General features: G+C 35.7%; 11 protein-coding genes. 1 reads left to right on the plus strand and 10 read right to left on the minus strand.

Features of this window, described 5'->3' with window-relative positions:
- Positions 1–95 precede the first annotated feature (95 nt).
- The 4 genes from IGJ34_RS11185 to IGJ34_RS11200 all read right to left on the minus strand — a co-directional run bounded on the left by IGJ34_RS11185 (position 96) and on the right by IGJ34_RS11200 (position 3047).
- Positions 96–386 carry a hypothetical protein gene (locus IGJ34_RS11185; RefSeq protein WP_069655115.1) on the minus strand — a complete coding sequence of 97 codons (291 nt, stop codon included), beginning with the start codon at positions 384–386 and terminating at the stop codon, positions 96–98.
- Positions 387–561: 175 nt separating this feature from the next.
- Positions 562–1233: an ABC transporter ATP-binding protein gene (locus tag IGJ34_RS11190; protein WP_206849441.1), complete on the minus strand. Its 672-nt coding sequence runs from the start codon at positions 1231–1233 to the stop codon at positions 562–564.
- 4 nt (positions 1234–1237) lie between these two features.
- A complete protein-coding gene (locus IGJ34_RS11195; protein ID WP_111247227.1) occupies positions 1238–2329 on the minus strand; it encodes an ABC transporter permease in 1092 nt (363 codons plus the stop codon).
- Between the two features lie 136 nt (positions 2330–2465).
- The gene (locus tag IGJ34_RS11200) at positions 2466–3047 is read right to left on the minus strand and encodes a TetR/AcrR family transcriptional regulator (protein WP_206834411.1); all 582 of its coding nucleotides are present in this window, start codon (positions 3045–3047) and stop codon (positions 2466–2468) included.
- Between the two features lie 366 nt (positions 3048–3413).
- On the opposite strand from IGJ34_RS11200, the gene IGJ34_RS11205 reads away from it, so the two are divergent.
- Positions 3414–4304, plus strand: a complete 891-nt coding sequence (locus IGJ34_RS11205) for an NlpC/P60 family protein (RefSeq protein WP_430597478.1) — start codon at positions 3414–3416, stop codon at positions 4302–4304.
- A gap of 470 nt (positions 4305–4774) precedes the next feature.
- Here the strand turns inward: IGJ34_RS11205 and glmS are convergent, their stop codons facing one another.
- The 6 genes from glmS to glmM all read right to left on the minus strand — a co-directional run bounded on the left by glmS (position 4775) and on the right by glmM (position 12840).
- On the minus strand, positions 4775–6586 hold the full coding sequence (gene glmS / locus IGJ34_RS11210) for a glutamine--fructose-6-phosphate transaminase (isomerizing) (protein WP_430598535.1): 1812 nt from the start codon (positions 6584–6586) through the stop codon (positions 4775–4777).
- 575 nt (positions 6587–7161) lie between these two features.
- Positions 7162–7995, minus strand: a complete 834-nt coding sequence (locus IGJ34_RS11215; protein WP_430597479.1) for an energy-coupling factor transporter transmembrane component T family protein — start codon at positions 7993–7995, stop codon at positions 7162–7164.
- Positions 7992–9701, minus strand: a complete 1710-nt coding sequence (locus IGJ34_RS11220; protein WP_430597480.1) for an ABC transporter ATP-binding protein — start codon at positions 9699–9701, stop codon at positions 7992–7994. Before IGJ34_RS11220 ends, IGJ34_RS11215 begins: the two co-directional genes overlap by 4 nt.
- Positions 9702–9834: 133 nt before the next feature.
- A complete protein-coding gene (locus IGJ34_RS11225) occupies positions 9835–10386 on the minus strand; it encodes an ECF-type riboflavin transporter substrate-binding protein (protein WP_430597481.1) in 552 nt (183 codons plus the stop codon).
- Between the two features lie 11 nt (positions 10387–10397).
- Positions 10398–11255, minus strand: coding sequence for an SAM hydrolase/SAM-dependent halogenase family protein (locus IGJ34_RS11230; RefSeq protein WP_430597482.1), 858 nt, complete (start codon positions 11253–11255; stop codon positions 10398–10400).
- A gap of 229 nt (positions 11256–11484) precedes the next feature.
- A complete protein-coding gene (gene glmM, locus IGJ34_RS11235) occupies positions 11485–12840 on the minus strand; it encodes a phosphoglucosamine mutase (protein ID WP_069654345.1) in 1356 nt (451 codons plus the stop codon).
- Positions 12841–12913 lie beyond the last annotated feature (73 nt).

A 12913-nucleotide genomic window follows, 5' to 3' on the forward strand; every position in this document is an offset into this window, starting at 1 on the left:
CCATGATATAGTATCATATCAAAAAAGATATAGTGTGTATCTATAAAAAGGGAAAACTTAATTTGGACTTAAAGCCCCGAAACATCAACGTCCTACTAATATAAATTTCTAATAATAACAGCCGTTTCTGTTTGCCCTTGTGCCTGCATCCGTTCTGCTTTTTCGCTCAATGTATACCCAACATAAAAATCTTTTGTTAATTCATCTTGTACTTTAAATTCAACAACCTCTTCTACATGAAAAGCATTTGGTTCAACTTCTTGAACACTATCCCACCCAGTATCAATAAATACTTTTGTATTATCATCGATGGAATTGTTTGTCTCAAGTTCTTTCACAAGCTGTTTTAATTGCGAAAAAGTCATTACCTCAACTCTGTTATCCATTGTACTGCCTCACTTTCTGATGTTTAATTCTTTGATTTATCATACCAAACACATGTCTATTCAACCTTTTTATTTATTCTACTATCATCATAACCTAAAATTGATTTTTATAATACTCAAAATTAAAAAGAAGAAAAATAAACTTTTTTGTTTATTTCCCTCCTTTGATTGTTTACTACTCTTTTGTTAATTCACCGTCTTCAATCCGATAAACATTATCACTCCACTCAATCATTCTAGGGTCATGAGTAACCATGATCGTTGCTTTTTGTTTTTCGTGTGCTTCTTTTGCCAAAATTTTTACAACTTCATACGCATGCTCTGTGTCTAAACTAGCAGTAGGTTCATCTGCCAAAATTAAACTTGGTTCATTGAACAATGCACGAGCAATCGCTACTCGTTGACGCTCTCCACCAGATAGGTCCCTTGGGAATTTATGCAGTAAATCAGCGATATCTAATGATGTTAATAATTCGTTGATTCGTTCTGTTTCGATTTTTTTCTTTTCGATTTTATCAACTAATGTAAACTGCTTTTCCACAGTCAGAAATGGAATCAAATTGGAAGATTGTAAAATAAAGCCAATTTCTTCAAAACGCAATCTCGAACGTTTCTTTTCATTTAAATGGGTAAAATCTTTGCCATTGATTTTAATCGCACCTGAAGTAGGGCTTTGCAACCCACCTGCAATGGTTAAAAACGTACTTTTACCTGAACCAGAAGGACCAATAATACTAACAAATTCTCCTGCTTTGACCTTTAAATCAATTCCTTTTAATGCTTCAACTTTTGCATGACCTGTACCAAAGCTTTTACGAATATCATCCATTACCAAAATATCAGTCATTTCTTTACCCTCCTATCGCTTTCATTGGATCAACATGTGTCACGGTGCGAATCGAGAATACGCCACCTAATACAGCGACGATAATCAATACTAGACTATAAATCAATAGATTCATACTGTCTAATTCAAACGGCATTGCAGATGGTAAAACAAGATTTGTCACTAAAGTCAAGACCACACCGATCAAGACACCGATTACCCCTAAAATAAACGTTTGGGCAATGATTGATTTGATAATATATCCATTAGAGATACCTTGAGCTTTCATAACGCCGAACAAGCTTGTTTTTTGTAAGGTCATCACATAGATAAAAATCCCAATAATCGCAGCTGTAATTACAAACAAGAAATAGATCATCGCATTTAAGGTGAGATTTTGTTCACTGTAACCAGGTAATTTCTCGATAAATGCTTCAATTTCATATTTGGCCAAATGACCATCTTTGTCTGTCAATTTAACATCCTTTGTTTTAGTCGAGCGAACAACAATTCCATTGATCGGTGCTTTATCTCCTTCAATGATTTTGCCGAATTTAAGCTCTTGCCATTGAGTAAGCGATGTATAAATCAATGGGACAATGCTAAAGCTGTTTTGCTTCGTGATGCCCACAACTTTCAGCTCTTTATCCAATTTTCCAATTTTCACAGTATCTCCGAGCTTAATTCCTTTATCCACTAAATTTTGCGGAATGATGATTTCACCCGACTCCTTAAAATAGCGTCCTTCAACTAGTTCCGGTTTGATTGAACTAGTTTCGGTCACGCCAAAAAGCGAAATATTGATTTTATCCGCCTCTTTGTTTTGACCGACTTTATTTAATGCACCAGCATATTGTCCAAGGGGTTCTTTTTGCTTCGCTTCCACCTGATTTAAATCTTCCATGACCAGACTTGAAGCATTCAGACTTTTATTCGCATCTTCAGACAATACAATACTTGTAGCATCCCACTGATCAACGCCTTGTCTCACTCCTTGAGCAAGCCCATTCGCCAAACCAGACAACATAAACGCTACATAAGCAACTAGTACAATGACACCTATTACTAATGTGTACCTAAGCTTAAAATACTTCATCTCTTCTAAACCTAAAAACATTGATTCCACCTCTTTTTTATCAGTTGATAAAAAACGGCCGAAAAAAAATCAACCTTTATTTATCACTTGATAAAAAGTTTACCACAAAAAAAAGAATTAAACAATATTTTTATCAGATGATAAAAAAGTTAATTCTTTACGCTATAACGCCATGTAAAACCATATCCATCAATTCAGCAATTTGTTCTGAACGTTCTTTTTCTGTAGATAGTTGGTGAACAGTTGAGAATAACAATGACAAACTCATAAGATAAAACTGAGCTGCTTTTTTTGATGACACCTTGGTGTTTAAAGGTGTTTGGCTTGTTTCAAAAATAGCTTGTAATGGTTTCAAATAATAATCATTCAATATATAAAACAATTTTTGTTTGTTTTCTTGCTCCATTTCAGCTGCACTTTGATGGATAAAGGAAAAAATATCTCGGTGATAGACATTTAGCAACGCATTAGTACAGTTGATCAATTGGTTTTCAAGTGAGTCTGACGCATACTGAATTTGCTCTATCTCTTGTTTCAACTGACTACCAATTTGTTTATTGATTTCAATAAACAAAACTTCTTTATTGGAAAAATGGTAATACAAAGCCGGTTGTGTGATATTTACAGCTTTCGCAATGTCACGCGTAGAAGTATTTTTATACCCGTTTGTCAAAAACAGTTCCTTGGCGGTTTCTAAAATCGAGTGATGAGTGATCTCAAAAACTTTTTCTTTTTTCATTGCCCTACCCTCCAATTTTTTCATAATCCTACTCTTTGACTGTATGAACTATTTTAAATCAAAATTAGAAAAAAAGATAGTCAATAAAAATAGTCAGTGAGCTTTCAACTATAAAAATCTACCATTTAGTCTATTTTAGAAAAACACATACTATTGAAATCTATTCAATTTTATATTACATCGAACAAGAAATTTGAAATAAAAGTACCTTTTTTGTAAAATCAGAAACAAACATTTAACCTCCCTTTTACATACTTTCCACTCTACCTATGTTTAAATATTAACTGGCCTTAAAAATAGAAATCCTACATTTTAAGCAATATCACCAAATTAATCAAAAAATTTAAATAATTAAGGAGCGTTTTTTTGAAGAAAAATAAATTTATCACTAAATTATTACTCAGTTGTTTAACACTTTCTGCTGGTTTACTACTAAGTGACCACGCCTTTGCAACCTCTACAGAAGCCACTACTCAAGACAATCTCATCCATGACTATTCTAAAAAATTAGCACAATTAAAACAAACGAAACAAACATTTTCAGAACAAAAAATGGAGAATAATAACCAACTTTCTAGCATAGAGAAAAAAATGCAAAAAATTCAAATCGATCTTGATCAGTTGGAAAAAATCGAATCTATCGGTGCAATCTCAGAAACAGAAGATGATGATAATGACAAGGCATCAATACTTTCGGTACAGCTTCCATCTATAAAGATAAAAGATGATTCAGTAATAGAGAAAAAGGAACAATTAGAAGGATTAAAACAAAAACAAGTCTCATTAACCTTAGCGACAAAATCGATTTCAAAACAAGTATCAGAAACAGTTGAGCAAGAAACTCAATTATCAGAAAAGATTGCTCAAGTAAGTAAACAAAAAACGGAACAGGCAAAACAAACGGACATTCGTTCAGCTATAGTTGCTGCTGCAAAAACACATTTAGGTAAGCCCTATGTCTATGGTGCAGCTGGACCTGACGCTTTCGATTGCTCTGGTTTGGTTCAAGTCGCTTTTGCTTCTGCCGGTCGTTCCATTGGTAGAACCACCGTTGATCAAGAAACCGCTGGTGCTACAATTTCAGTAGCAGAGGCACAAGCTGGCGATTTAGTTTTTTGGGGGAATCATGGTGGAACGTATCACGTCGGCATCTCAACGGGGGACGGTTCCTATATCCACGCCCCCGTTCCTGGTGATGTTGTACAAGTCGCAACGGTCGCTTCTTATGCTCCTGATTTTGCTGTTAACATTTTATAAAGTGCTCTCGAAAAACAATCATCACTCACATCAATTGAGCAATGATTGTTTTTTCATTTTAAGGAACTTCTTAATGATTTCCTGATAAAAACCATAATAAATTGAATAGAGAATGTTTTGCGCCTAAAAAGTTTCTCATTTTTTTAAATAAAAAATGAAATTGTTGAGAATCATTAAAAATTATGGTACTTTATTAGTGTGTGTAATTTGATTTGTGTTCCCTCCATCTTTCAGATGAGGGAATATTTTTTTATTCATTTTTCACAAACTAAAACCATTCAATCTAGCATGGCAGATTCTGCTTGTCATTTCCATATAATCTTTTTCTTAAATCATAAGCAAAACAAACAAGGGTGTGAGACAAAAGTAAAAATCACTTTTGTTTCACACCCTAAATGCGATTAAACGGTGGGAGCAGAAGCAATCCCTTCAGAAATAAGCTTCTGTCCCAGCCTCGCATTGTTTCATTCTTATTCTACCGTAACACTTTTTGCTAAGTTACGTGGTTTATCTACATCGTAGCCTCTTTGTAATGTCGCAAAATAAGCAATTAATTGAGTTGGAATAACACTAACTAAAGGCGTCAGCAACGGGTGGACATCCGGTATGATCAATTGATCCGTCTCTTTCGCAAATGATGCTAAGGCAATGACAACATTATGAGCGCCACGACTTTCAACTTCTTTCAAATTTCCACGAGTATGTGCCGCTGTTTTTTGATCTGTAATTATACCGAAAACGGGCGTCCCTTCTTCAATCAAGGCAATCGTGCCATGTTTTAATTCTCCAGCTGCAAACCCTTCAGCTTGAATGTATGAAATTTCTTTTAATTTCAATGAAGCTTCCATCGATACATAGTAATCAACGCCACGACCGATATAAAAAGCATTTCGAGTAGTTGATAAGTAATCTTCCACTAACTGACTGATCGTCATTTTCTCATCGATAATCGTTTCCATTACTGCTGCAATTACACTTAGTTCATGCGCAATATCAAAGTCTAATGATAACTGATTTCCCTTATTATCTCCCGCTGCTTTGGCAAGAACTGCTAAAACGGCAATTTGTGCTGTATACGCTTTTGTTGAAGCAACAGCAATTTCTGGTCCAGCATGAAGAAGTAAGGTATAATCGGCTTCTCTGGATAAGGTCGAGCCAGCCACGTTTGTTAGTGTTAATGATGGTAACCCAAGTTCAGTTATCTGCACTAATACCTGACGGCTATCAGCTGTTTCTCCACTTTGACTTAAGAAAATGAAAAATGGTTTTTCTGATAGTAATGGCATGTTATAGCCAAATTCGCTTGAAAGATGAACCTCAACTGGTATATTCGTCATTTTCTCAAGAATCGCTTTGCCGACCCAGCCAGCATTATAACTAGTCCCGCAAGCAACGATATAGATACGATCACTAGCAGTTAATTTTTCGATGATTTTTTTATCGATCACAGCATCACCTACTGTATTCGTATATTCCCGAATAATACGACGCATTACAGTTGGCTGATCATCGATTTCTTTTAGCATATAATAAGGGTATGTTCCTTTTCCGATGTCACTTAAATCAAATTGAGCTTCATACGACTCTCGATAAACTACATTCCCTTTTTCATCTTCGATTTCTATCTTGTCTGCTTTAACTATCACCATTTCGCCATCCGCAATCTCGACAAAATGGTTTGTTTCAGCAAGCATCGCCATCGCATCACTACAGATGACATTAAACCCATCCCCTAATCCAATCAATAATGGGCTTTTATTTTTAGCAACATAAATAGTATCTGGATCATTTTTGTTGATCAACGCAAATGCGTATGAACCTTTGATTACTGTTAAAGCTTTTTTTAACGCTTCTTTTGTTACGAGTCCATCTTCTGCAAAATGCTCGATTAAATGAACAACGATTTCTGTGTCCGTCTCACCTTCAAGTTGCTTGTTTTGAAGAAATTCCTGTTTTAATTCTTCAAAATTTTCGATCACACCATTGTGTACCAAAATAAACTGGTGGTTACTTGATGTATGTGGATGAGCATTTCTCTCACTGGGTTTCCCGTGTGTTGCCCAACGAGTATGGCCGATCCCGACTGTTCCCTGAACTTCTGGAGTGATTTTACTCTGTAAATCAGCAATTCTTCCTAGTGATTTTACTAAATGATCTTCTTTGTTTTTGCCTGTGACAAAAATCCCAGCAGAATCATATCCTCTATATTCTAATTTTTCTAATCCTTGAACTAAAATATCCGTTGTATTCTCTTTTCCAATAATTCCTACAATTCCACACATATTATCCATTTCCTACTTTCTCGATTGTCTTGAGTCACTATTCAAGAAAAAGAAGCAAATCCATAAAAAATAAGCCTTGAGTTATTTCAGTAGATAACTTCGTATTTTTTAGTATCAGCACATTCTATTTCTTGAATTTCTATCATAGGTTTCTATTCTGCATAGCTAGATTTTTGTTATAACCTTGCAATTATTTTTTCCCTCTAGCTTGTAGAGTGCAGTCCCTAGAGCTATCCGCCGAATTTTTCGATCAGCTCTTTCCTCGTCACCTGAATGTTCAGGCCTGGCGCTATCCCTATTGGTCTAACTACCCTCCTTTTTTCATATTAAATAGAAACTGCATTAATAATACAATAGAACAAGTATATATGTCAATAATTTTATGAAAAACCCAAAATTGGTCTAGTTATAAAAAACAAAAAAAGGGTGTGGGACAAAAGTAAAATCACTTTTGTTTCACACCCCAGATACGAATAAACGGTGGGAGCAGAAGCAATCCCTTCGGAAATAAGCTTCTGTCCCAGCCTCCACATGGAATTCATATAAAGATTCGTGTTCTAACTTCTTAAAAACAATCAACTAAACGGATTATAAAATCTTCCGCCATTGACTTTAAATAAGGAAAAACTTATGACAGTTAATAAAACTGCTAAGCCAATAACAAGAAAATCAGAAGCATGAAATGGTCGCTGAGCATACCAAGTCCTTTTCTTTTTTTCCCCAAAACGACGTAGTTCCATTGCCGTACTGATTGTTTCAATTCGATCTAAGCTAGACAAAATCAAAGGAAAAACAATTTGAGCGGTTCCTTTTAATCGTTGCATTAGTTTGCCTTTTTTAGACATTTCAAACCCACGTGCTTGTTGCGCCAGAGAGATATTGAAAAAATCTTCTTGAATGTCGGGAATATAGCGAATTGCCAGAGCCACAGCATAACTAATTTTATAGCTAACACCAATCCGATTTAAACTAGATGCAAATTCACTAGGGTTTGTCGTTAAAAGAAAAATTAGTACCAGCGGTATTGTGCAAAAATACTTTAGAACTAAATTAAATTCATAAAATAATTGCTCTTGCGTTATAGTAAAACGTCCAAGCCCTTCCCAAATAAGCGTTCTAGACTGGTATAAGTCTACCCCATATTCTGGTGCAAAAAGATAAACGGCAATAATGTTCAGTAATGAAAATACAAAAATAAATTTTACAACAAATGAAATCTGGTGCCACTTAATATTTGATAACTTAAATAAAACAAGTGAAAATACCGTCATACCAATCAAAAAACGCGTATCATATGTGGTCATACATGCCACAGACAATAAAATCAAAAAAATTAATTTAGCTGTTCCATTCAATTTATGAATCATTGTATTATCAGGAATATAACCTAACATTTGATGTTCATTCATTTCAAACGCACCTCCTGATCATAGGTCATAAAGTTTTCTGTAAACAAAAAAGGATCGTCCAAACCTAAATGTTGAGCAAAAGTAAATAAGCTTGTTTCTTTCAATGATGCACGCTCCACTAATTGAGAATTAGTCAATACTTTAACTGGCGATGTATCTGCGATGATTTTGCCATCATACAAGACTATTGCTCGCTCTGTATATTCCAACATAAGATGCATGTCATGAGTAATCATCGCAATGGTGACGCCACGTTCATTGAGCTTTTCTAGAAATGTCATCATTTCAGTATAATGTTTAAAATCTTGTCCCGCCGTTGGTTCATCTAAGATGATCATTTCAGGTTCCAGAACTAAAATCGCAGCAATGGTGACTCTTTTTTTCTGACCAAAACTAAGCGCTGAAATTGGCCAATTGCGAAATGAATACAAGCCACAGATTTTTAAAGCTTGTTCAACGCGTTCCTTGATTTCTGCTTCTGGCATGCCTTTCAAGACCAATCCTAAAGCAACTTCTTCAAAAATCATTTTCTTTGAAATCATTTGGTTCGGATTTTGCATGACAAAGCCAATCTTATCTGCTCGTTCTTTAATTGAAAACTGAGTAAAATCTTCGTCTGACCAAGTCATTTTGCCTGATTGCGGTGTAACAAAACCACAGATTGCTTTACTTAAAGTGGATTTACCAGCACCATTTTTCCCAACGATACTCAGCATTTCGCCACGATTGAATGTAACCGAAACATCATTTAAAACATATTGATCCTTTCGATTATATTGGTACATAATAGTTTCCAATTTCAATAATGGTTGTAACGTTTCTTGCTTGGGTATTTGAGCTTGTTTTTTCATCCATTTTTCCATTTGTAGTTTTAAGTCAGGTGCTTGGACTTTTTCAATGTCAGCCAAATATTGAACTGTTTCCAAATCTACGCCTGCATATTTCATTGCTGTCACATAAAGTGGTTCTCGAATTCCTTGTTCCGTTAATATATCTGTTTTGAGCAGCTCATCTGCAGGTAAATCGGCGACAACTCGCCCATCGTTAAAAACAATCACACGATCAACCGAACGATATAGAACATCTTCCAGACGATGCTCGATAATCAAAACCGTCGTTTCTGTCTTTTGATGGATTTCTTCAATCAATGCAATTGTTTCTTTACCAGCTTTAGGATCTAAATTCGCAAGTGGTTCATCAAATAATAAAATCGGTGCTTCATCGATCAACACACCAGCCATCGATACTCGCTGTTTTTGTCCGCCTGATAAATCTTGCGGCCGATACTGTAAAAAATCATTCAATCCAACGATTTTAGTCCAATGATCGACTTCTTGTTTCATCTTACTTTGCGATACTTCATCGTTTTCTAAAGCAAATGCAACATCTTCTCCTACTGTTAATCCGATGAATTGACCATCTGTATCTTGCAACACTGTCCCAACGTCAAAAGATAACTCAAATAGACTTGTCTTTGTTAATTCTTTATCCCTGATCGTAACATTTCCAGTTATTTCGCCCTCATAGCTATAAGGAATCAGTCCATTGATACATTGGGCAAAAGTTGATTTACCACTACCGCTTGGACCTACGATCAAGACTTTCTCCCCTTCATAAATCGTTAAATCAATACTATGTAATGTAGGTTCAGCCTGACTATGATATTGGAAAGTAAAATTGTCAAAAGTTATCAGTGGTTTCTTCATTGATGACGCTCCCTCATTCTATGTAAAAAAGGACAAGAAAAGGCTGTTCAGCTTTAAAAATCAAGCTTGCTTTTTCTCGCCCTTAATTTTATTTCAGAAATTATATTTATGCTAATTTCATTTTACTACATAATCAATCTTTTGTTAAACTACCTTTTTTAGTCCGTGTTGTAGCATACGCTGCCATCAACAATGTACCGATGATTCCTACTGCAATAATATTTAATACAACAGCAATCACACCTTGTGTATAGACTTTACTAGCAGGTTCACTGTAAATCAATACATCTAATGTCGGTGCAATCAATCCCCAAACAACGGCATTTCCAATCACTTGATAAATATTAAAATAAATAATGTCTTTTTTATTAAATTCGCCGTGTATAAGATCGATTTTCCTTCCTGCTAAACCATACACCACTCCTATAATACCAGAACAAATGATCCAACTCCACCATGCACTGCCATATGTTGTAAAGTCTTTTAGCGTATGACCAATCAGCCCAATCAAGCCACCTGCAACCGGTCCAAAAATAACAGAAATCAGTGCTAAAAATGGGTAGGCTGTCTCTAAGTTTGTATTAGGAAAGCCTGTTGGAATCACCACAAAACGCCCTAAAATTACGAATACAGCTGATCCGATACCAATTGCCACAATTGTTTTTACTGAAAAATCTTTTTTCATATTCCCTACTCCTATTCAAAAATGATCTTCGGTGCTTTTCTTAATTGGGTCGTCCAATCCGTTCCAGTACCAATGTGGTAGAGTTTAGAAAATGAGTCTTGATTGACTGCTACACCAATATTTACTAATGAATTTACATAAACTAAAGGTTCCCCAATATTAACATCTGCGAAAGATTTAGCAAATTTCATAATATTTTGATACACTTTTTTCCCTTGATGATAGATTGTTACTTGTAGCTGGTCATCATGAACAATCTTTTCTTCCTTCATAAACGCCAATGGAATATTGGTCCATAAGGAACCAAAACGGATATCCAAAACATCGATACTGCCTTCTAAAATATGTTGATCATGCTTTGCTTCAATCAACGGTAACGCTTCAATAGAATCAATCGCAACAGTCTTACCTAATTCCTCAAAAGCAATTTCCTCACTCGCTAAGCGCGCTCCATTGTATGCATAAATATCTCTGCCATGAAACGTATGACTTTCTTCTGAATGTGGTAAACGACTCGTTACTTCGTCAATTGCACGAATCTCTTCAATTCCTTGATAATGAGAAATATGCGTTAACGAACCATTATCTGGAGTAATAATATAATGCCCCGAATTTGTTTTCGCTACGATGCTTCGTCTTGTACTGCCTACCCCCGGATCAACAACAGAGACAAAAACACTGCCTTTTGGCCAATATTTCACTGTCTGATACAAACGATAAGACGCTGCCCAAATATCATAAGGAGGAATTTCATGAGTCAAATCGCCAATGATGATCTCATCACTTACCATATGAGCAACACCATACATTGCACTTACTGCGCCATCACCAAGCCCAAAATCTGTTTGTAAAACTAAATAGTTCCCCATTTAATCTCCCCTCTCACTAATTATTCTATTCATGATTTTTTACGAACGAACAGGCTGACCACTGATTATTTCACTATCAATTCTCAAACATAGTACCTTTTTATAGTAGTTCTGTCAATAATATTATCGAACAATCACCTACTTTCAGCAACGATTATTCGTCCTTTATAAAAACAGAAAAATAACCTGATACATTTTCCATGTATGCAGGTTATTCTAAAAAAGATTATCATCCTATGCCGATTTCAGCTTTCACGACTTCTGCGATTTTATCTACATAATAATCCACTTTTTCTTGTGTTGGTGCTTCTGCCATCACTCGTAATAAAGGCTCTGTCCCAGAAGGACGAACTAATATACGACCATCGCCATTCATTTCTGCCTCCATTAAGTCAACAATTTCTTTGATTGCTGGAACTTCCATTGCACCATGTTTATCAGTTACACGAATATTCACTAATTTTTGTGGATAAACAGTTAATTCTGACGCTAACTCAGATAATTTTTTCCCAGTTTGTTTCATAACATTCAATAACTGAATACCGGAAAGCATGCCATCACCTGTTGTATTATAATCTAAGAAAATCATATGTCCTGACTGTTCTCCACCAAAATTATAATCATTTTTACGCATTTCTTCCACAACATATCGGTCACCAACTTGAGTGATTACATCTTTCATACCAGCGGCTTCCACTGCTTTGCGGAAACCCAGATTACTCATAACGGTCGTGACGATCGTATCTTTTTTCAAACGATTTTTTTCGGCAAGGTATTTTGCGCAGATAAACATGATCTTGTCTCCGTCAACAATATTTCCTAATTCATCCACTGCAATAATTCGATCACCATCACCATCGAATGCAAGACCCACATCAGCGCCTTTTTCAACAACCATTTCAGCTAACTTTTCTGGATGTGTAGACCCTACACCATCATTGATATTCAAACCATTAGGACTTGTACCCATTGTGTAAAAATCAGTTTCTAAGTCAGCGAATAAACGGTTGACAGAAGTTGCCGTTGCTCCATTTGCGGCATCGATACAAACCGTTAAACCAGATAAGTCACCTGGTATCGTTTGAACGAGGAATTGAGAATATTTCAATAAGCCTTCAGGAAATTCATCCAATGTACCTAAGCCTTCAGCTGAAGGACGAGGTAAATTATCTTCTTCTGCATCTAATAACGCTTCAATTTCAAGTTCTTGATCGTCCACTAATTTAAAGCCATCTGCCCCAAAGAACTTGATCCCATTGTCTTCTGCTGGGTTATGAGAAGCTGAAATCATGACACCAGCTGATGCTTTTTGTAATCTTGTTAGATACGCAACGCCGGGTGTTGAAATAACACCTAATTGAAATACCTCGATCCCAACAGATAAAAGACCTGAAATCAACGCCTGCTCTAATAATTGACCTGATATACGTGTATCACGACCGACCAATACTCTTGGACGACGTGTAGAATCTTCATGTTGACTTAAAACATATCCGCCAAAACGGCCTAATTTGAATGCTAATTCTGGTGTTAATTCCTTATTTGCAATTCCTCTAACACCATCTGTTCCAAAATATTTACCCATCATAACTCTCCTTCTACTTACTAAGCTAGCCTCGATTATTCTTATGAGGTGTCCTCAATAGAATAATGGGTTT

The organism is Enterococcus sp. AZ177, from assembly GCF_050544585.1.
In the GTDB taxonomy this organism is placed as follows: Bacteria; Bacillota; Bacilli; order Lactobacillales; family Enterococcaceae; genus Enterococcus_L; species Enterococcus_L plantarum.